We start from the raw sequence: 21681 nt of genomic DNA on the forward strand, positions 1-21681 counted from the left end.
ACCCCTTTCTACTACGATTACTCCTTATTATTCATATCGCAATAAAAATATGTTACATTTAATACAATAACAGTAAGAAAGAGGTAACGCCAATGCCTTATATATCATTTCTTAATTCTTGGAAAAATCATGATCTTGAACGTGTATCAGACATGATTGACGATACGGTTTCTGCGTATTACATCAATGATTTCGGAGATCCAATTGCCTTAAATAAATCACGTCTCATTCATTTGTTAGCCACACGTATGGCAGCTGTAGAAGCTGATTCTCAATTACAGTGGAATTTTGAAATGATTCATCGTGCTCATATTCACGGCAACCAAATGATTATGTTTTATACTTACACGAATGAAAATCAAGATTACAAGAAACAAACTAAAACGTTAGTCACATTAACATTCGGTGATAGCTCTAGTAAACATAACAAAATAAAAACCGTTTACATTACTCCTAATGTAACAGATGTTTAATAAAAAAAGATTGTTACCCCACTTGAAACGGTTGCTTCAAGTTTGTAACAATCTTTTTCATTTTAACTTACAAAGTTGCGATATAACCATCGTTTAGTGCGTAAGTATGCTTCAAGCCACATTACAATCACTCCTTAAATGAGCTATTCAATAATTATAATTGTAGATAATGTTATTATATGAGTGTTAATATACAAATTCCATTAAAGAAGTATTACAACATCGTAACAAATTGTGTTAAATAGATTTCAGAGAGGAATATGAATGATGCAGGACGTCCGTATAGATATACAAACATTTGAAGGAACACATTATGATTATGGCGTTCAAGTTGCACAGTGGATGCAGACGACTCAAATGTTAAAAAATAGAGAGAAAGAATGGAAAAAACGCGTGCCACGCTTTGATATCGATATACCTGAAACCTACCGTATATTTCAAACATTTGCACCAGCGATATAGGAAGAAATCAAAGGTCTTCAGGATACTTTGAACATTTCTACAAAGCAAGCAATATTAAATTTCGCACATTACCGTTTTACAGACTTACCAGATAGTGGATGTACAGTGTTTGTTGGACCAGATTTTATCGTAAGAAACTATGACTATCACCCAGCGACATACGATGGTCGTTATCAACTTTACCGTCCTACAGATGGTGGTTACGCTCAGATAGGTCCTATGTCTCGCACAACAGGCCGGATGGATGGTATGAATGAACATGGTTTGGTAATGGCATATAATTTTATGCATCGTAAAAAGCCAGCAAATGGTTTTGTTTGTTATATGATAGGTCGTCTTATCTTAGAAACGTGCCGTAATGTTGAAGAAGGCATTAAACTACTTCAAACTATCCCTCACCGTAGCTCTTTCAGCTATATATTACAAGACCAAACGGGTAAACATGCAATCGTTGAAGTGACACCTAGAAACATACATGTACGTTATGATGATACGTGTACTAATCATTTTAAATATTTAACACATGAGAATAGAAACTATATTAAGGAATCTAAAGAAAGACTAGAGCAACTTGAGTATCAAATAAAAAACCAAGGCGATCGTTTTGAAATCTTTAAGCGGTTTAACGATCCACAATACGGTATTTATAGTAAATTGTTCAAAAGTTGGAGCGGGACAATACATACGACTATGTATGAGCCAAAAACTTTAACTGCTTGGATCAGTTTAGGTGAAAGACAACCACCAATAGCTTTAAACTTTGGTAAATGGTTAAATGCCGAAACAATTGAAATCACACATTTAGAGGGCCAAATTGATACAGAAATTCCATTTGCCACGCATTAAACTTATAACAAAAAGAAGAACGTTAAAAAGCGCTTGTTGCAAAGCTAATAACGTTCCTTCTTTTTATTTAATATTTATATCACCATGATTCGTATAAAGTTCGATGAGGTGTGTACCTTTACCATTTTTCCCTTGATGTAAATGTGGTGTGTTCATATTGATATTCCCATTTTCTGGATTTAACTTGAGCATCACATCTTCAGGTGCGTTTAAATAACGCATTGAAATTTCACCATGATTAACAGCCCCTTTAAAATCACATTCCGGTTTTAAATTGTTAAGAATCATACTACCTTCACTAACTTTGAAAACACTTTTACGTACAAGTGCTTGATTAACAGTGATTTTCCCTTTTTGCACTGATATATCAGAATCCGAAAGACTACTATTAGTGATATTAACAAATGAATCCTTAGCCTTAATATTTGTAGCATTAAACTGACAATGGTCAATGTTCACTTGACCCGTAGATTCATACCAAATCGTGACACTTTTACTTTTTATACCTTGAATATGCGCTTCGCCTACACGCGTAGTCAAATTTAATTCTTCTAAATATTTCTCAGGTACTGTAATCTCTAATCGTTCTTTAGACTTATTGAACGGATTGACATCTATCATGCGCTTCTTAGTGGCTTGACTATCAGAAATTTGAAGTATTTTATTTTGCTTAGAAATATTAACTCTGGCTTTACCATCATATTTTACATGAAAGTGAGAGCCTTTTTTTACATATACATCCGCATTGTTAGCATTTACATTTAAAGTTTCAATATTCGATCTCTTAAACGCTTTTTCAGTAGTTTGTGTTTGACTATGGTGTGATTCAAACAAGAACCATACGAGTGTTCCCATTAAGAAAAATATGAGAAACATTGTTAATCCCATTAAAAATAATCGTTTCATGATTGAAATGTCCCTTTTTTAATAAAATTTATATTCCATTTTAAATAACGTAATAAGGCAATACGTAAAAGGCAAACTACTTTAACTATAATTACAAATAACATAATACCTAAGCCAGAATACGCAAAACTAAATAAATAATTACTTAGTGAAAATTGAGTAATTCCTGAATACAACTGTGTCAGGAAAACAATAATAGGTGCGAGTATCATGCCTAATGAGATAAAAATACTAATAATAATTAATAATAGAAGGAAAATTAATGGGACAACGACAAAAAATAACGTCACTATACTCATTCCAATTGTGGCGAGAACAGCACGTCTTAAATGACTAAAATCAGGTTCTTTCTCAGCATCATTAACAGCATATTTAGCATATTTTTTCTTTGCAATATGTTTTGGCTTGTTGAGAGATAATATAATTTCGCGATCTGTCTTACCTTTCTCATTTTCTTTATAAAAATGATTTTCGTATTGATTCATAATATCATCAATCACATCATTAGGTAGCCGCTTTAATTGATGTTCTAATTCATTTAAGAAAGTAATTTTATCCATTAATCTCCCCCCTTTTTTCAAATAATAATTTCAACACTTAAAATTATAATTTGAACCAATAAAAATTTAAACCTTGTACCATTATTTGTATTGTAAATGTCACATTCTTAATTTGTTGTAATCTTTTTAATTTTCTTTCAATACAGAGCTTGGTATAATATTATCAACGAAGGAGGGTGTTTTTTATGGCGCATTTAAAAACATATTATCAACAGGCTAAACCTATCAATCAATATATTGAAGATATGAATGTTAATAAAGAGGGGTTATTAAGTATCTACAATAGTTTTGATTTTCCTAAGGATGATGCAAGATTAGAATCATTAAAAGATAAAGGGTATAGACATGTACTCATCATTACAGAAGATTGGTGCACAGATGCAATGATGAATAATGCAATTTTAAAACACATATCTGAGCATCTTAATTTAGAAGTACGTGCATTTTATAGAGATGAAAATACCGATCTTATCGATCAATACTTAACGAACGGGAGAGCACGAGCGATACCTATATTTATTTTTATGAATGATCAATACGAACAAATCGCAGTATGGGGGCCAAGAGCATTATCTGTTCAAAAGTTCGTTAATACATTACGTCAAAACTTACCTGATCAATCAGATGAGTCGTATGATGATAAAGAAAAAGAATTTCATCAAACGGTTCGAAATCGATATTTAACAGATCATACATTTTGGAACGATGTATACGAATCAATTATAAAAAGTTTATAAATATAATCACACCTATCATAATTCTACATCGTGATAGGTGTGTTATTTTTTATTCTTTTGTATGTGTTTGAACACGTGTCTGTTTATGATTTGCAATCTCTTTTGCACGTGCAATCGCATCTTTTTTAGTGTCAAAGGTGTCACTTGCTTGTTGTGCGGATTCTGTTTTAACCTTCCAAACGTTATCTTCAAAATAAACATGTACATCACGTTGATTTAACGAAGGATTAGCTGATTGATTTTTCTCATGCTGTGTAATGTTTTTTTGATTTAACTGGTCACGTTCTGCTTGTGATGCATTTTGATACCATTTTTCCGCTTGAGCAGTTGCAATCGGAATGATATCTGATGTTTTATAGCCGTCTTTTAACATCGCGTTGCCAATATCGATTGCTTTTTTTCGTTCAAGTTTTTCTAAATTTTTCCAACTGCTAGGATAATCTGACATAGTCCAGGGCATCATCGTCACCTCTTTATATTTTACTACGTTATACCCTTAGAAAATTCACTTTACACAATTAGACTTAAGAGATAAACAAAAACGAAACCTGATACAGATATAATCGTTTCTACTAAAGACCATGTTAAAAATGTTTCTTTAACGGTTAAGCCAAAATATTCTTTAAACATCCAAAAACCTGCATCATTCACATGCGAACAAAATACACTGCCAGCGCCAATTGCTAATACGACTAAAGCTAAATTCACATCAGCTGTTTGTAGTAAAGGGAGAATAATACCTGTTGTGGATATCGCAGCAACTGTGGCTGATCCTAATGCTAGTCTCAATAAAGCTGCTACTAACCAAGCTAGTAATAGCGGTGATAACTGAGAACCGATAAAAAAGTGCTCAATTGTTTTACCAACACCACCATCAATTAAAATCTGCTTAAATGCGCCCCCTCCCCCTATAATTAAAATCATCATTCCTATAGGATAGATTGCTTGTGTTACAGAATCCATCACTTCAGACATTTTTCTACGCTGCTTTAAACCCATACTGTATATCGCAAATATAACTGCTAAAAGCATTGCCGTTCCAGCAGACCCTGTAAAATAAAGAATACGTTCAAAGAAATTCGTTGCACCTTGTTGGTGACCCGAAATAAGTTGCCACACCGTGGTAATTAACATTAAAATGACAGGTAATAATGCGGTGAAAGTACTTAATTTAAAACTAGGTAATTCTGCTTTATCAAAAGACTTTGATGCTCCAAGTGACGATATATCTCCTTCTCTATAAAAAGCTTGGGGACTTAATCGAGGTGCGAGTTTTACAAATAAAGGACCCGCTATAATAGTGACTGGTATAGCCACAATAAAACCATATAACAACACTTCTCCAATATTCGCATTAAGTTCTTTGGCAATAACGACAGGACCTGGATGCGGTGGTAAAAAGCCATGCGTCACCGAAAGTGCTGTTACCATGGGCAAACCTATCGTTAACTGTGATATCTTCATACGTTTGGCTATTGTAAATACGAGTGGAATAAGCAAAACTAAGCCGACTTCAAAAAATAATGCAATCCCAATGATAAACGAGGCAATTACCATCGCCCACATGACATAACGTTGACCTAACTTTGCGATGAGTGTATCCGCAATTTGCGTTGCACCACCGCCATCAGCTAATAATTTACCTAACATGGCACCCAATCCAAAGATCAGTGCAATATGACCTAGCGTTCCGCCCATTCCTGTTTCAATGGTAGTCATAATTTTGTCCAATGGCATACCTAACAATATCCCAGTCGTTACTGCAGTTACAATCAATGCAATGAATGTATTCAATTTAACTTTCATAATCAGTATTAGTAATAAAAGTATGCCGATAACGACACTTAAAATAGGCCATATATCATAAATCATTGTGATCCCTCTCATCTGTTTGGTTTTTAAATTGCTGTTGGTATACTGCGATATGTTTATAAGTAGTTAACAATTGCTTTTGAATATCTAAAAAAATGGATCCAAGTACTTTATATTGTTGGACGTGCCCTTTTATGGGTTCATGACAAATCGTCTTACCTATCCACGATGATATTTCTTCATAATCATTAAGATGGCCCAACGCTTTTTTTCCTAATATAACTGCTCCAAGGCAGGAGCTTTCATAATCTTCCGGTACAATGACTTGACAGTTAAATATATCAGCCATTATTTGCCTCCATAGTTCATTTTTAGAAAATCCACCTGCTGCTTTAATGGAGGTTGGTGTTATGTTGGAAATCTGCGTTAAAGTTGTCATAACACTATATAAATTGAAAATGACACCTTCCATCACTGCTCTGATCACATGTCCTTGATGATGTGCTAATGTTAGACCAATAAAAGATCCTTTTGCATCAGATGACCATAACGGTGCACGTTCTCCGGATAAATAAGGGTGAAATATTAATCCATCAGAACCAATAGGTACAGATTTTGCACGATGCATCATTTCTTCAAAATCAATAGGGTCTTCTGAATGATGGGGATAGTGTAATACTTGTTCACCGAGCCATTGTAATGTAACAGCACCATTATTGACAGGACCGCCGATGACGTAATGTGAGTCATCTAATATGTAACAAAATGTTCGTCCTTCTGGATCGATAAGCGGTTCATGAACTACAGATCTAATAGCCCCTGACGTCCCAATAGTTACAGCAATTTCTCCAGGACGCATACTATCCACACCTAAATTGGAGAGTACACCATCACTCGCTCCAACAACCATTGGTACTTGCTTATGTAAATGGAAACGGTTTTTAGCATTTTCAGACATCGATAAGCAATACGTTGTGGATACAACTTGTGGGAGTTGATGTGAAGCGAGTTCTACAAGATTGAGTGCCGTATCATCCCAATATTTTTTATGAATATTAAAAAGACCCGTTGCTGAAGCGATTGACATATCTGTCACACACTGACCCGATAAGTGATATAAAACGAATGTTTTAATATCAATCACTTTATGTGTTGCTTTTAATAAATCAGGTTGTGTTTCTTTGAACCATAACAACTTACATAGCGGTGACATTGCATGGATAGGGGTCCCTGTGTTGCGATAAATTAAGTCCCCCATTTGATTGTGTTTCAATTTTTCAGCGCAATATTTTGCACGATTGTCTGCCCAAGTGATTGAATTTGTAAGTGGAACCATATGTTCATCAACTAAAATTAAACTATGCATTTGTGCACTAAATGCAATATGTGAGAGTTCCCCCCATTGTTTGGATGCCTGAATCACCTTCATCAGTACGAATTCAACCGCTTCTAAAATCGATTGTGGATGTTGTTCTGCTGTATCAGCGTCAGTTGTGATGAGCGGATATGAATATTGTTCATGGATGAGCACTTGCCCTGAATTATCAAATAACACAGCTTTCGTATTAGTTGTTCCAATATCTACACCTATACTCAATGTATTCACATGAATTCCCCCCATTATTGTGTTCTCCAAAAAGCACCAATGTTGTCATTTAAATCACTAAAATTAGCTTTAAACGCTTGATACATTTTAGTATTATCTCTGTCCCTGACAGCTTCTATATACAATCTATGATTATCAAGAATGCGTTTAAAGTCATCGATATCAGATTCCATACGTGTAGCCATACTGATGTACACCGTGCACATTAATTTTTGACGAAGAGACTGCCATATATTCATAAGCGCATTGTGATGACATGCATAGACGAGATGCTCATGAAATTGTAAATCATATTCAGCAAAACCCACAGCATCTTTAAATTGAACACATACACGCATCATTTCAAGCGTCTGGTACATGTCTTGAAGAAGCAATGATATGTCATCGTTTGAAGTGACTTTAGTAAACGCAAATGATTCAATCATTAATCGAATATCAGTGAGTTCTTGCTGTTTTGTTTGTGTAAATGGCTCAATTTCTGCCCCCATTCTTTCAAGTCGTATCATATGCTCTTGATTCAGTATTTTGAAAGCATCTCTTACCGGAGAACGACTCACATTAAATTGTTGCGCAATTTGATTTTCTGTTAAAACGGTATGTTCTAAATAATGGCCATTGATAATATTAAAGCGTAATACTGTTGCAATTTTTTCACCTGTATTTTGTTGGTATAACCATTTTTCAGGAACTTTCATCATATCACCTCTAAGTTGTATACAAGTATTCTAATATACTTCGCCGTTTGTGTAAACGCTTTCTCCTCTAAATTTTATAGAAGTAGCATCGTTTCTTATCGTCATTAATTATCATTAAATAGTAAAAAGCCTTCAAAATTCATACATCGAATTTTGAAGGCTTATCGTATTAATATTTCCAATTTAAGCGCTAAATGGCGTTCGTGTTAAATATCTCTCTTTTTAATAATAACGATATTTATAATAAAGAAGATGATTAGTGTGAATGCATTAATCGCCCATTGCCATTTAGTAAAATCTAAATCCACATTCATCGACATATCACTTAAATAACTGAATGGAATATATTTTAAAGCGTCATTAATTTTTTCACCAATTTCCGGAATTAACGGAATAAATGGCTTTACAACAGGTAATATTAAAAGTAATAAAATACCTAATGTGTAGACTAATGCTGGTTTTTGAACAAATAAATTAATTAAAAATAATACCAAACCATAAATCATAAATAACATGAGATAAAACGCGATTAATTCCCATACGTATTTTGTTTCAAATGACGGTCCTTTTGTCGTCCAAGTAATGCTATATGTCATTAAAACAACAACACCTGTCATTAGTAAAGAGATTAAGATTATCGATACAAATTTCGCAATAAAGTAACTCACACGATTTCTCGTATTGTTGATAAATAGTTGAATTGTTCCTTGGCTTGTATCTCTTGTGATAGTTTTAACAATAAACATTAAACCGATGAGTGAAAAGAACCATTTTCCAACACTAAACATAATGACTGGATCTACGTCTCTATGATTACCGACATTAATACCTACAGCTATGAGAACGGGTGCAATCCCTAACACTAATGCGATATAAGTTAATGGGCTTTTAAAAATACTAATGATATCATATTTGATTAATTGCATGATGTTCATGATTGGCCACCTCTTTGATTAATATTGAAATACGTGTCTCTCAGAGAAGCGCGACGTGTTTCGATAAAATTAGGATAAATATCTATCGTAGCCAGCCCTTTTAATAAAGGTTGATAACTTTGTTGTGCATTTAAAATAATTTCTCCATTTTCTCTTATACTTTGTATCACTTTAAAATGAGATTCCAAGTATTGTAATGCATTGTCAAAATCGTTGTGGTCGACTTGTATTAGAGTTTGATCTGACGTTTGTCCTTCTGCCATATTAACATCTTGAACAAAATGTCCATCTCTAAGGAAAACTGCTCGATCACATATCAACTCAATATCTTCTAATTTATGGCTTGAAATTAAAATTTTCATATCTAAATCATGAACAAGTTTTTCAATGGTCTTCAAAACATCAATGGAACCATCAGGATCCATCCCATTTGTAGGCTCATCAAGTATTAAGTATTTAGGTTTGTTCATTAGTGACACTGCAATGGCAAGTTTTTGTTTCATCCCCATTGAGTATTTGCCTACTTTTCTTTTAATATACGATTCCATGCCGAATGCGCGAATAATAGATTCAGTGTATGCTTTATCGTAACCTTTACCTAATACATGTGCGAAAAGCTTTAAATTATATAAACCACTTTTATTATCGTATAATTTTGGATGTTCGATTAAATAACCTATATTTTCATCTTTGCCGATCTGAACATCACCTGAATAATTCACGATGTTTCCATTCATAATTTTCATAATTGTGGTTTTACCTACACCATTCTTTCCTATTAAACCCACAATTTTACTATCATTAAACGCAAAATCTATGGCATCTAATACAGTTTTATCACCATATCGTTTTGTGATATTTTTTAAATGCATATCAATGTCCTCCTCATTTCTATTAACGTACCTATTGCAATATTTAAGTCGTTATCGCTGCCATTACTTTCTTAAAAAATACCCAAATGTATGTAACCTATTGTATCCATGTTACAGAAACGTTGTCATATGTCACTTGGTCAAGCCAATTTTCCCATATAAAATTGATTTCTTGGCACAAAAGGTGTATATTGTTTTCACTTTTTCGCAATCAAAGATAGTTTATTAGAGCTTAATTAAACACCTGTTTGTACATTCCTCTTAACATTGTAATTTTCAAAATACATATTCACATGTTAGTGACAACTTCTTGGTTTCATAAATCATCATAATCACGTAAAATTAATAACTTGTTAAAATTAAATATATTAGTGTTTGGTAAACAAGTACCATGGTTACAATAACAAAATTATCAAATGAAGCGCAACTGTTCATGTATCAATTTTAGGTCATTTTAAACTTAAGCCACCTCATCAAAAAATAACTTGGTTTAAAAGCTAAAAAGAAGAGGCATCTTCCCTCTTCTTCAAATAAATTGACTCAGCGTACGTAAATGTCAGATGTATGTTATCTTCCCTTTTTCCTATCATTGTTACGGCTTATAAAAGCACATATCATAAACAAAATAGAGGCTAAAAACAATTTTATTGCTGATGCTTCTTCTTCTTGGAATTGAAAGAATGCCCCTATTAAAAATACAATAATCGCTAACAGTAAAAATATTTTAGTTAAATGTTTAATCATTCTTTCACCTCAATTGGTATTAGTATATCAAATTTAATATTTAATTTCCTACCGACCATTTCGATTGTGATATTCATTGAATACGCTTTCCATCTCTTTAATTTTTATGTATTTCAAGGTATAGTAAGAGTATCTATAATTATGGAAAGGTTGACGTTTATGAACCCGCTAGCACTCTCATTAAATGACGCATTAAATCGTTCAAACCCTATCGTATTAGACATGCTATCTGATTTAGGTAAAAGCATGTACTACCCTAAAGGTATTTTGACACAATCCGCTGAAGCAAAATCATCAGACTATAACGCGACAATTGGTATGGCCACAACAAAAGATGGAAAGATGTACGCAGGTGCGTTATATGATATGTTTAATCACATGTCAACGGATGAAGTTTTTTCATATGCTCCGCCACAAGGCTTAGAACAACTACGACTGTTGTGGAAACAAAAAATGTTGAAAGAAAATCCTGATCTTGCTGAAGACCAAATAAGCACACCTGTAGTGACGAATGCACTGACACACGGATTATCTTTAGTTGGTGATATGTTCGTTAATGAAAATGATACCCTTTTATTACCAAATCATAATTGGGGCAATTATAAGCTTGTTTTCGGGATACGCCATCAGGCAAATATTGAAACATACCCAATCTTTACTAACGAAGGACACTATACAACTGAAGGTTTAGTAAATAAATTAGAACAAATTGATCAAGAGAAAGTAATTTTGATTTTGAATTATCCGAACAACCCTACTGGCTACACACCTACGCAATCTGAAGTTCAAAGTATTGTTAACGCAATAGATAAGCTTGCTCAGCGTGGTGTTAATGTCATTGCTGTAGTTGACGACGCCTATTACGGTCTTTTCTACGAGGAAGTATATGAACAATCGATTTTCACAGCATTAACTCAACTTCAAAATGAACGTGTATTACCCGTACGTTTAGATGGCGCGACAAAAGAGTTTTTCGCATGGGGATTCCGCGTTGGTTTCATGACATTTGGTCTATCGGATGATGAAACAAAATCGATTTTAGAAGCCAAATTAAAAGGATTAATTCGTAGTAACATTTCAAGTGGTGCAACGCCATCTCAAGCAGCAGTACAATATGTTTTAGAAAATAATGAAACATTTGATGCACAAATACAAAACAACATCGAAACATTACGTGAACGCTATAATGTGACAAAAGACATCGTTTATAGAGACGAGTACCAATCACTATGGCAACCTTATGACTTTAATTCCGGCTATTTCATGGCACTTCAAGTATTCGGTGTTGATGCTGAAACGTTACGCCAATATTTACTTGAAAAATATTCAATTGGTATTATCTCGCTTAACGAACAAGATATACGAATTGCATTTAGCTGTATTGAAAAAGACGAGATTGAACATGTATTTAGTAAAATCGCATTAGCAATCGAAGAATTACAAGCATAAATCATCATAGATGCACACACATGATTAACGACGAGATCAACATAGATTTGATTTCGTCGTTTCATATTAAGGGGGATGATGATATGGATATTGAATTTCGACAACCTAAACAATTTCTTACAAAAGCAAGCGGTTTCTTATCAGATTATACACATACATTAAACCCATACATGGGATGTCAATTTGGCTGTCATTATTGTTATGTAAGAAAATCACCCATATCACTCTTTTCAGGTAAAACATGGGGGGAATGGGTTACCGTTAAAGAAGACATGTCTAATCAATTTAAGAAGGAATTGTTAAGAGCAAAACAAAAAGGACCTACAACCCTATTTATGTCTTCATCAACTGATCCCTATCAACAGATTGAAAAAAAGTATAAAGTCACACGTCAATTGTTAGAAGTGATGCATGAAACGCCACCAGATTTTTTATTTATACAAACTAGAGGTACTTTAATCCAACGCGATATTGATCTTTTATCAACGTATAAAGGCGACTTTATCGTAAGCATGACGATAGAAACCGATCGAGAAGAAATCATCCGTCACTTTACGCCGCACGCACCAAGTATTCAAGCACGATTGTCTACGCTAAAAAAATTAAAGCAAGCACATATTCCGGTTCAAGTGGCAGTGGCACCTGTATTGCCGTGTACGGATCAGTTCGCTGAATTATTAAAACCTTATACAGATCAGGTGACGGTAGATGATTATTTTATGGGAGATGGTTCTAACGGGCGACGAACCCAATCATTAAATATAGAAAATATCTATGCATCTATCGACGAAATGGACTGGTTTCAACGTGATGCCTATCAATATGTACAAAATTTAATGATACAAGCATTTGGAAAACAAAATGTTTCTATCAGTGTCGATGGATTTAAGCCCAAATAATGTGAGGAATCAAGATGAAATACTATTATAAAGATTTTATGACACCATTAGGTGAAATGCGCGCGGTGGCAACTGAAGAAGCTATTGTGCTATTAAGCTTCAAAGATGCCAAAGATTACGAGACAGCACTTCAAAAATTAACGCAGCGCGGACGCCTTGTCCGAGTTTCAATTTCAGCTTTAATCGATTCATTGATTTATGAATTAACAGCTTATCTACATGGGGCATATCACTCCTTTACAACCCCGTTACAGTTGGATACAGGTACCCCTTTTCAGCAAAGTGTTTGGCAAGCATTACGAGAACTAAATATGGGACAAACTGTGAATTACAGTGATATTGCACAAAAAATTGGACGCCCAAAAAGTACGCGTGCAGTAGCTACTGCAATAGGCCAAAATCCAATTTCTATTATAATCCCTTGTCATCGTGTATTGCGTAAAGATGGAAGTCTCGGAGGATTTAATAGTGGTCTACATCGTAAGATACAATTACTCGAGCATGAACAACAGATGACAAAAGACAAACCTAACTTTTAAAGAGAAAGGTTTGTCTTTTTTAAAATTGACATTATCATCATTAGACGTTTAGTAAACGCATGATATCAACTGCTAAAAATTTCTGTAAATAAGTTGAAAGTTTGTGAGGTTAACTTTAATAAAAAAGGCATTCAAAAGTTTCACAAACCATCAACTCATGTTCATTAAATACTAAACCATATTTCTGAAACTCTTCTTTAAAAAACTTCTCATGCGCGTCTTTCCAATAATTTAATGTGCGATCACCTTCACCTTCTAAAAATGCATGTTGCGCAGTCACCTCACAATAAGGTACTTTTTCAACACGCGTTGTTTTAATAATGCACATCGGTTCGTTTGTATCGCTCAAAACGATACTTAAGTCTCCAACTTTTGGTAAAAGTTCAGCATCAATGGCATAGAGTGTATAAGCGCTTGTCGTCGCTGTTTTCTTACCTTGAATCACTAAATTTGCTAAATGTGACGCATCAACTCCAAATTGCCATGCTGTATAAGAATATGATTGATATTCTGGATATTTTTCAACGAACTTCTCCCAAAATATGTTGCTATTCATCATTGTTCATCCCTTCTTTTGCTGTCTTTTTCTTTTAAAAGTGGAGAACATGCCTATCTAATTTGATAATTGAACGAAGATAAATTCAATAATTTTAGAGATAATTTCCATAACTTTCTCCTCACGATTGTAATAATATACCGAAATGATATGAGGTTCTATACGTAGCTTATTTCTATTATCTTCATATTAGCATAAACGATGACTTTTCAAAAACGTGAAAGAATAGCGCCCTATATGAATGTTTATCATAACTAAACAATTTCATTTGTTATCATTTATCCTTCACGTTCAAATATTTTTATTAATTTTGTTAAAAAGCTGTAACTATTTTTTTAATCATTCATTATATTAAGGTATATACTTTACTTGTATAAAAGATTTTAAGTTTAGACTGTTTTGATTCAAATTTAAAAATGAAAGAGGATGTTTCAAATGAAAGCAAAAGCATATCAAAATTGGGCAACTCTGCTTTGGGCAAGTATCATTGGTGGACTTTTATCTGGAATTGTTAAATTAGGATGGGAAGTGATGTTTCCACCAAGAACACCGGCGAGAGACGCTACGAATCCGCCACAACAATTACTTCAATTGTTTGGATTACCTTCTGATATCACACACCTCACTTATGAATTTTCTGAACATGCGCTGCCCTGGGTGAGTTTTATTGTACATTACAGTTTTTCAATTGTTATCGCAATTATTTATATTTTTCTAGCAACTAAATATACAAAAATCACACTAGGTTATGGGGCATTATTTGGTATTTTCATTTGGATAGCATTTCATCTAGTCATCATGCCAGTGATGCATGTCGTTCCTAGTCCACTTCAACAACCCGCTGCTGAACATATTTCCGAGTGCTTTGGACATATTGTGTGGATGATGGTCATTGAAATGGTAAGACGTTATTTTGCATATAGCCCTAGACTAAAATCGTGATGATGCATATGCGCCATCATATGAGAATAACAGACAAATGCACTTAAAAATTTTCAATTTACTAGATAATCACTCTTGTGTTTGTATTCATTAATCAAACTAAAAAGACGCCCTCCAAAAGTTTAGTCAACTTATGGAAAGCGTCTCTTTGAAATTATTGACCGTTTAGTTTAACTGAACTGAACGGTTTATGTTTTGCGATTTTTGATGCCTTTTCAATGCACCCAAACCTTATCAAAACAATAGCTACAGCTATTTTACATCATACCAGGCATGCCACCCATTTGAGGAGCATCATTGCCTTTTTCCTCAGGGATATTCGCCACAACAGCTTCAGTTGTTAAGAACATCGCTGCAACACTTGCTGCATGTTGTAATGCTGAGCGTGTCACTTTCGTCGGGTCAACGATACCCGCTTCTAACATGTTTACCCATTCATTTGTAGCCGCATTGAAGCCAACCCCTGGGTCAGCATTTTTCATGCGTTCAACAATAACAGAACCTTCAAGGCCTGCATTTTCCGCAATTTGACGTACTGGCGCTTGAAGTGCTTTTAGAACAATATTAATACCTGTCGCTTCATCACCTTCAGCATCAATGTCGCTAACTTGTTGGTATACGTTCATAAGTGCTGTACCACCACCAGCAACAATACCTTCTTCAACAGCAGCACGCGTTGAGTTTAAAGCATCTTCAATACGTAATTTACGTTCTTTTAATTCAGTTTCTGATGCTGCACCGACTTTAATAACGGCAACACCACCTGCTAATTTAGCAAGACGCTCTTGTAATTTTTCACGGTCGAAGTCAGAGTCAGTTTCTTCGATTTGAGCCTTAAGTTGGTTTACACGCGCATCGATATTAGTAGGGTCACCATCTCCATCAACTACAGTTGTGTTATCTTTAGTAACTTCAACTTTACTTGCAGTACCTAACATATCAATAGTTGCTTCCTTAAGTTCAAGTCCTAAATCATCTGTAATCACTTGAGCACCCGTAAGTATAGCTAAATCTTCTAACATTGCTTTACGACGATCACCAAAGCCAGGTGCTTTTACGGCAACTGCTGTGAATGTGCCACGCATACGGTTTAATACTAAGTTTGTTAAAGCGTCCCCTTCAACTTCGTCAGCAACGATAAGAATCGGGCGATTGGATTGAACAATTTGTTCTAATAATGGAAGGATGTCTTGGAAAGAAGAGATTTTCTTATCAGTAATTAATATATAAGGTTTCTCTAATTCCGCAGTCATTTTATCTGAATCAGTTACCATATATGGTGATTGATAACCACGGTCAAATTGCATCCCTTCAACAACATCTAATTCTGTATTAAATCCACTTGATTCTTCAATGGAAATAACACCGTCATTACCCACTTTTTCCATTGCTTCAGAAATGTAACGTCCCACTTCTTCATCTGCAGCTGAAATAGAACCAACTTGAGCAATTTCTTCTTTATTTTCCACTTTTTGAGAAATATTGTGTAAAGCTTCTATAGCAACCGCCACAGCTTTATCAATACCTTGACGAATACCTACAGGATTTGCACCACTTGTCACGTTTTTCAAACCTTCTTGTATCATTGCTTGCGCGAGAACCGTTGCAGTTGTTGTACCATCACCGGCAATTTCATTCGTTTTGTTAGCAACTTCTTGAACAAGTTTTGCCCCCATATTTTCATATGGATCTTCAAGTTCAATTTCTTTTGCAATTGTAACACCATCGTTAGTAATTAATGGTGCTGTAAATTCTTTATCTAAAACAACATTACGACCTTTAGGTCCAATTGTTACTTTAACTGCATTTGCTAGTTTATCTACACCACGTAGCATTGCTTGACGTGCATCTTCTGAAAACTTTAATTCTTTTGCCATTCTGTCAAACCTCCATCGTTGATTTCATATTTTAAATGAATAGTTATCGATTCATGAGTGATCTATATTATTCTTCAATAATTGCTAAAATATCTTCTTCAGTTAAGATAAGATAAGTGGTTTCGCCTCGCTTCACTTCTGTACCAGCATATTGTTGGAACACAACACGATCGCCAACACGCACTTCTAATTCAACGCGTTGACCATTATCAAGTATGCGTCCAGTACCTACAGCGACTACTTCGCCCTCATTAGATTTCTCTTTTGCAGAATCTGTTAATACAATACCGCTTTTAGTTGTTTGTTCTCTTTCTTTCTTTTCAATAACAACGCGGTTTCCAATTGGTTTTAACATGTGTTGTTGCCTCCTTAGGTTGATGCATTATTTAGCACTCACTACTTCTAAGTGCTAATCTATCATTTATAATAATCAAAGTTAGTCAAAACTTCAAGTATTACGATTAGGTTAATTGTATCGCAAGGTGTGATAGGATATGATAAGAATACTTGGAAAGGAGGTAAATTATGAATCGAATTCTTGTTTCAATATTAACTGTTGTGTTCTATGTGATTGCTCAATTCGCTCCAGCGATATTAAATAAATTACATCTGTTACCATCAACTGCACATCAGTTAGATCAAATGAAACAACTTATACATATTCAATTAATAGGTTTTATTATTGTCGCTATAGTGATTATCGTAATGCATTGGTATGTTAAAAACCCATTACAACTCGAATTAGGTAAAAGAGAGCCTAAGCGTTATGTAATCCCTTGGATTATCGCTGGACTTGGCATTGTTTTCATAACTCAAATTATCGTTAATGTCATCACTGTATTTGTACTAGGACATCAGCAAGCGAGCGAAAATACGTTGCGTTTAATGAAAATCGCTCGACAAATGCCTGTATTCTTTTTATTAATTACGATAATTGGTCCATTGTTAGAAGAGTTTGTATTTAGAAGGGTATTATTTGGAGAATTGTACCAACTTCTAAAAGGATCAAAAGCCATTCGTTTTATCATTGCTAGTGTAATCAGTTCTGCCATCTTCGCAGTGGCACATATGGACTTTTCACATTTCTTACCCTATTTTGTGATGGGAATCATCTTTTCAGGCTTTTACTGTTATACGAAACGCTTAAGTGTAGCGATAGGAATTCATATGGCTCAAAACGGTATTGTTGCTTTAATACAATTTTCTTTACCTGAAAAACTGGTTGAAGAATCTTTGAAACAAACACAATTCATATATCATATGATTTCGCTACTATAAGCGGTTTCGTAATAATACTCGCACGAATATATCAAATTACTTTAAAAATAAACGACTCCCCTCATCCTAGGGAAGTCGTTTTTAATTCATTTTTCTAATTCTTTTCCATATCACGATACTAAAAGCCACAATAAAAATGATACTTGCCAAACCTACACCCATATATTTAATTAAACTTAAATTTCCATGGTTTCCTATATTTTGTTTGCCTTGTTGTTGCGCTTCTAGATTTTCACCATTTTGATTAATTTCACGAACTTTATCTTCATTTTGATGATTTAAAAATGATTTACTAAATAACCTTTTACGATTATCATTCGATCCGAATTCCCCTGAGATCAGCGCCAACATATTACGGTCTAAAAGTTGATAATATTGGTCTGAAGATAAAGGATTAAAATTTGCAACAGAAAACGCATTGCGTTTCGTCTCATTTTGATATTGTGACAACAACTGATTTTGATAGGGATTCAGCATATTATTGTCTCGATTAAAGTTAGACCTATTTCCTCCACCTGTGGCAACCTCATTACCTTCTGGACGGTTTGAACCTGGTGGGGTTGGCACAGATTGAGTGTTATTACCTGGTTTAGATGGCTGCCCACGGTCACCCCCTGGATGAGATTCATCTGAATTCCCTTGTGTAGGTCCATCTGGTTTAGGTGGCGGGGCCGGTTGTTCAGTCGAAGGTTCTTCGGTCGATGGTTCTTCTGTTGATGGCTGTTCAGTTGATGGTTCCTCCGTCGATGGTTCTTCTGTTGACGGTTCTTCTGTTGATGGCTGTTCTGTCGTTGGTTCCTCCGTCGATGGTTCTTCTGTTGACGGTTCTTCTGTTGATGGCTGTTCTGTTGACGGTTCTTCTGTTGATGGCTGTTCTGTCGTTGGTTCCTCTGTTGATGGCTGTTCAGTTGATGGTTCTTCTGTCGATGGCTGTTCGGTCGACGGTTCCTCTGTTGATGGCTGTTCAGTTGATGGTTCTTCTGTCGATGGCTGTTCGGTCGACGGTTCTTCTGTTGATGGTTGTTCGGTAGTCGAATTTGTCTCATTCGTTTGCGGTGAGGTTATAGCAATCGTTGTATCCGTCAAAGTATTGGGCACACAATATAACGTTCCAAGTGTCAATAATGTGATACATGTTCCACTTATCACGCGCCTCGTTTTTAATTTATTCAACCCAAACACCTCCTTAACGTTTATGTCAAACCTAGTATAAACAATTGTTACCTTAAATACCACCCTATAAACCTTATGTCTCACTTCCCCGCTCTGTCATCAATCATATTTTGATACACCACTGTTATTTTAGTACAATAATAGCAACTATGGACATGGGGGGATTTCATATGAAAGTTCAAATTTTACAATTTAACGTCAAACCACAATCACCAAATGAAAATGCCAAAAAAATCACCCAATTATTTTCCGAAAATGTAAGTACTGATACGGATGTGGTAGTATTACCTGAAATGTGGAATAACGGATATGCTTTATCCTCGTTAAATCAATGTAGTGATGAAAACCTAGATCAATCTCTAAAATTTATACAGTCTTTAGCACATCAATATAATGTAGATATTATTGCAGGTTCTGTATCAAATCGTGTTAAAGAAAACATTTATAACACCGCATTTGCCATAAACTGTGAAGGTCACAAGATTTATGAATATCATAAAATTCATTTAGTACCTATGTTAAATGAACCACAATTTTTAGATGCAGGTGAACATGTACCTTATACTTTTACATTAAGTAACAATACGCCTGTTTCTCAAATCATTTGTTATGATTTGCGCTTCCCTGAATTAACACGTTATCCTGCAGCTAATGGCGCACAAATAATGTTTTATGTCGCGCAATGGCCAGAAGTACGTCAATCACATTGGACAAAACTTTTACAAGCAAGAGCAATTGAAAATGATATGTTTGTAGTTGCCGCAAATACGTGCGGTTCTGATGGAGAAACAACGTTTGCCGGACATTCAATGGTCATTAATCCAAATGGAGATATTTTAGAAGAAGCGGAACATGAAGAAACTGTACTAACAGTAGAGCTTGATTTAAAAGAAGTTGAACAACAACGAAAAAACATTCCAGTTTTCGATAACTTACGTCCAGATATATATCAATATTTTCACAAATAAAAAAGGCGAGCTTGGGAGGGGCTCGCCTTTCAATTTAATATTAAGGGAATGTTTATTTGTTTACAGTTATTCTATTTAATTAATTGGGGATGTTATTAATTATGAAAAAATTTAGTGAATTTACCGATTATTAAATGTTTACAATAGTCTCAATATAGAAACCTGACTTTTAAGCTTCAATTACTAATGGAAAAAGATTTTTAGCATTTGGGAGAATGATTACTTCTTAGTGAATTTTTGTACAGTTTCAGCAATTAACTTAATGAATGCGATAATTGTGTTAATGATATCTCCTGCCATAGTAAAGCACCTCCTCATTAATAAGTATTCCAAGACTTAAGAGTTGCACTTGTGAAGTAAGCTGAGCGAAGAATACAACACGCTGTGCATTTATAAACACTTAGGTATCACAAGGGCGTAATACCGAACCACTTAATGTGATTATGGTTATATTAAAACATGTGTATCGCCTCTTGTGTGAAGTAGTGCCCAGATTGTCCATTTATATGCTTAAATGTACCGTTTCTGTATTAATTTTTGATGAATTCTACATTAAAATTACAGTTAGGAACAATAAAACGACAGTTAGGCAAAAAACAGAATAATGATTTAGTTGTACTTTATAATATTGAGTAAGGGGGAAAGCCATGAGAATCGTTGATACAGCAATTGACAATCTAGCATTAAAGCTTCAGAAAAAACAAAACCTAGATCACATTGAATATCTCAAAGTGCGCCTAGGCATCCAAGTGTTCATCATTAATCTCTTCAAAGGCATCGTAACTTACGGTCTGGCTATCCTTCTTAATATCTTTTTATACACACTCACTGTTCACTTAGCGTATTTCATTTTAAGACGCTTCTCACACGGAGCCCATGCGAAAACATCATTATTATGTCATGTTCAAAATATTATTTTCTTTATATTTTTACCGTGGTTAATAGTTAAATATGACATACCATTCTGGTTTATGTTATTCTTAACTATACTAGGATGGTTGATTGTATTAAAGTATGCTCCTGCAGCAACACGCAAACAACCAATCAAATTAGAACGTAAGAAATCATTGAAGATTAAATCATTACTAGTAATTTCAATTTATGTAGTGATGGTTTTATTCGTTCCACAACCATTCAATTTTTTAATTGCATATGGTGCATTTTTACAAGCTTCAACATTATTACCAACATTTTTCCCTAAGGAGGAATAATCATGGCATTTTTTGATTCTTTATTAAACTTATTAACTGTTTTATTCAAGTCTCTAGGTAACTTTGCCAGAATCAATCCTTGTACAGGTTTCTTTAATGAACCTGAAGTCCCTCATGAATTAAGTGAAGCTGAATAATTGT

General features: G+C 34.5%; 23 protein-coding genes and 1 pseudogene. 11 read left to right on the forward strand and 13 right to left on the reverse strand.

Annotation, left to right across the window (positions count from 1 at the left end; all coding sequences use genetic code 11):
* Window positions 1-92 precede the first annotated feature (92 nt).
* Window positions 93-473, forward strand: a complete 381-nt coding sequence (locus tag G8Y85_RS07840) for a hypothetical protein (RefSeq protein WP_037566976.1) — start codon at window positions 93-95, stop codon at window positions 471-473.
* 267 nt (window positions 474-740) lie between these two features.
* Window positions 741-1781: pseudogene (locus G8Y85_RS07845) on the forward strand (C45 family autoproteolytic acyltransferase/hydolase).
* Window positions 1782-1844: 63 nt separating this feature from the next.
* Here G8Y85_RS07845 and G8Y85_RS07850 read toward each other — a convergent pair.
* Window positions 1845-2687, reverse strand: a complete 843-nt coding sequence (locus G8Y85_RS07850; RefSeq protein ID WP_103345795.1) for a DUF4097 family beta strand repeat-containing protein — start codon at window positions 2685-2687, stop codon at window positions 1845-1847.
* A complete protein-coding gene (locus tag G8Y85_RS07855; RefSeq protein WP_103345796.1) occupies window positions 2684-3247 on the reverse strand; it encodes an HAAS signaling domain-containing protein in 564 nt (187 codons plus the stop codon). The genes G8Y85_RS07850 and G8Y85_RS07855 overlap by 4 nt, the downstream gene beginning before the upstream one ends.
* Window positions 3248-3432: 185 nt before the next feature.
* On the opposite strand from G8Y85_RS07855, the gene G8Y85_RS07860 reads away from it, so the two are divergent.
* A complete protein-coding gene (locus G8Y85_RS07860) occupies window positions 3433-3984 on the forward strand; it encodes a thioredoxin family protein (protein ID WP_060551458.1) in 552 nt (183 codons plus the stop codon).
* Between the two features lie 49 nt (window positions 3985-4033).
* Here G8Y85_RS07860 and G8Y85_RS07865 read toward each other — a convergent pair whose 3' ends face one another.
* The 7 genes from G8Y85_RS07865 to G8Y85_RS07895 all read right to left on the reverse strand — a co-directional run bounded on the left by G8Y85_RS07865 (window position 4034) and on the right by G8Y85_RS07895 (window position 10645).
* Window positions 4034-4444: a DUF2188 domain-containing protein gene (locus G8Y85_RS07865; RefSeq protein ID WP_060551459.1), complete on the reverse strand. Its 411-nt coding sequence runs from the start codon at window positions 4442-4444 to the stop codon at window positions 4034-4036.
* A 50-nt stretch (window positions 4445-4494) separates the two neighbouring features.
* Entirely contained in the window at window positions 4495-5856 is a 1362-nt protein-coding gene (locus tag G8Y85_RS07870; RefSeq protein ID WP_107369018.1) for a gluconate:H+ symporter, read from the reverse strand.
* A complete protein-coding gene (locus G8Y85_RS07875) occupies window positions 5846-7402 on the reverse strand; it encodes a gluconokinase (protein ID WP_342448010.1) in 1557 nt (518 codons plus the stop codon). Before G8Y85_RS07875 ends, G8Y85_RS07870 begins: the two co-directional genes overlap by 11 nt.
* 14 nt (window positions 7403-7416) lie before the next feature.
* Window positions 7417-8100 (reverse strand): GntR family transcriptional regulator, encoded by a 684-nt coding sequence (locus G8Y85_RS07880; protein WP_245203097.1) that lies wholly within the window; start codon window positions 8098-8100, stop codon window positions 7417-7419.
* 203 nt (window positions 8101-8303) lie between these two features.
* Window positions 8304-9032, reverse strand: coding sequence for a phenol-soluble modulin export ABC transporter permease subunit PmtD (pmtD, locus tag G8Y85_RS07885; RefSeq protein ID WP_103345800.1), 729 nt, complete (start codon window positions 9030-9032; stop codon window positions 8304-8306).
* The gene (gene pmtC / locus G8Y85_RS07890; protein ID WP_103345801.1) at window positions 9029-9904 is read right to left on the reverse strand and encodes a phenol-soluble modulin export ABC transporter ATP-binding protein PmtC; all 876 of its coding nucleotides are present in this window, start codon (window positions 9902-9904) and stop codon (window positions 9029-9031) included. Before pmtC ends, pmtD begins: the two co-directional genes overlap by 4 nt.
* A 567-nt stretch (window positions 9905-10471) precedes the next feature.
* On the reverse strand, window positions 10472-10645 hold the full coding sequence (locus G8Y85_RS07895; RefSeq protein WP_234022042.1) for an SE1626 family protein: 174 nt from the start codon (window positions 10643-10645) through the stop codon (window positions 10472-10474).
* A gap of 162 nt (window positions 10646-10807) precedes the next feature.
* Between G8Y85_RS07895 and G8Y85_RS07900 the strand changes: the two genes are divergently transcribed.
* The 3 genes from G8Y85_RS07900 (at window position 10808) to G8Y85_RS07910 (ending at window position 13535) form a co-directional block, all read left to right on the forward strand.
* Window positions 10808-12097, forward strand: coding sequence for an aminotransferase class I/II-fold pyridoxal phosphate-dependent enzyme (locus tag G8Y85_RS07900; protein ID WP_165805663.1), 1290 nt, complete (start codon window positions 10808-10810; stop codon window positions 12095-12097).
* 83 nt (window positions 12098-12180) lie between these two features.
* Window positions 12181-12996, forward strand: coding sequence for an SPL family radical SAM protein (locus G8Y85_RS07905; RefSeq protein ID WP_107368987.1), 816 nt, complete (start codon window positions 12181-12183; stop codon window positions 12994-12996).
* A gap of 14 nt (window positions 12997-13010) precedes the next feature.
* Window positions 13011-13535 carry a methylated-DNA--[protein]-cysteine S-methyltransferase gene (locus G8Y85_RS07910; RefSeq protein WP_165805655.1) on the forward strand — a complete coding sequence of 175 codons (525 nt, stop codon included), beginning with the start codon at window positions 13011-13013 and terminating at the stop codon, window positions 13533-13535.
* 115 nt (window positions 13536-13650) lie between these two features.
* On the opposite strand, the gene G8Y85_RS07915 is transcribed toward G8Y85_RS07910, so the two are convergent.
* Entirely contained in the window at window positions 13651-14094 is a 444-nt protein-coding gene (locus G8Y85_RS07915; protein WP_245203098.1) for an ASCH domain-containing protein, read from the reverse strand.
* Window positions 14095-14526: 432 nt separating this feature from the next.
* Here G8Y85_RS07915 and G8Y85_RS07920 point away from each other — a divergent pair, with 432 nt between their 5' ends.
* The gene (locus G8Y85_RS07920; RefSeq protein WP_103345956.1) at window positions 14527-15033 is read left to right on the forward strand and encodes a YagU family protein; all 507 of its coding nucleotides are present in this window, start codon (window positions 14527-14529) and stop codon (window positions 15031-15033) included.
* A gap of 257 nt (window positions 15034-15290) precedes the next feature.
* Here G8Y85_RS07920 and groL read toward each other — a convergent pair whose 3' ends face one another.
* Window positions 15291-16910 (reverse strand): chaperonin GroEL, encoded by a 1620-nt coding sequence (gene groL, locus G8Y85_RS07925; RefSeq protein WP_037566994.1) that lies wholly within the window; start codon window positions 16908-16910, stop codon window positions 15291-15293.
* Window positions 16911-16977: 67 nt separating this feature from the next.
* Window positions 16978-17265 carry a co-chaperone GroES gene (gene groES, locus G8Y85_RS07930; RefSeq protein WP_037566995.1) on the reverse strand — a complete coding sequence of 96 codons (288 nt, stop codon included), beginning with the start codon at window positions 17263-17265 and terminating at the stop codon, window positions 16978-16980.
* A 170-nt stretch (window positions 17266-17435) separates the two neighbouring features.
* On the opposite strand from groES, the gene mroQ reads away from it, so the two are divergent.
* Window positions 17436-18188, forward strand: coding sequence for an intramembrane glutamic endopeptidase MroQ (gene mroQ / locus G8Y85_RS07935; RefSeq protein WP_103345958.1), 753 nt, complete (start codon window positions 17436-17438; stop codon window positions 18186-18188).
* An 81-nt stretch (window positions 18189-18269) separates the two neighbouring features.
* Here mroQ and G8Y85_RS12285 read toward each other — a convergent pair whose 3' ends face one another.
* Window positions 18270-19361 (reverse strand): SdrH family protein, encoded by a 1092-nt coding sequence (locus G8Y85_RS12285; protein ID WP_210433360.1) that lies wholly within the window; start codon window positions 19359-19361, stop codon window positions 18270-18272.
* Window positions 19362-19531: 170 nt separating this feature from the next.
* On the opposite strand from G8Y85_RS12285, the gene G8Y85_RS07945 reads away from it, so the two are divergent.
* The 3 genes from G8Y85_RS07945 to agrD all read left to right on the forward strand — a co-directional run bounded on the left by G8Y85_RS07945 (window position 19532) and on the right by agrD (window position 21677).
* Entirely contained in the window at window positions 19532-20329 is a 798-nt protein-coding gene (locus G8Y85_RS07945) for a carbon-nitrogen family hydrolase (protein WP_165805656.1), read from the forward strand.
* Between the two features lie 647 nt (window positions 20330-20976).
* Window positions 20977-21540, forward strand: a complete 564-nt coding sequence (locus G8Y85_RS07950; protein WP_165805657.1) for an accessory gene regulator AgrB — start codon at window positions 20977-20979, stop codon at window positions 21538-21540.
* 2 nt (window positions 21541-21542) lie between these two features.
* Window positions 21543-21677 carry a cyclic lactone autoinducer peptide AgrD gene (gene agrD / locus G8Y85_RS07955; RefSeq protein WP_107368992.1) on the forward strand — a complete coding sequence of 45 codons (135 nt, stop codon included), beginning with the start codon at window positions 21543-21545 and terminating at the stop codon, window positions 21675-21677.
* Window positions 21678-21681: the final 4 nt, after the last annotated feature.

Origin of the sequence: Staphylococcus sp. 11007852 (genome assembly GCF_011394325.1) — a bacterium.
GTDB classification, from domain to species: Bacteria; Bacillota; Bacilli; order Staphylococcales; family Staphylococcaceae; genus Staphylococcus; species Staphylococcus agnetis.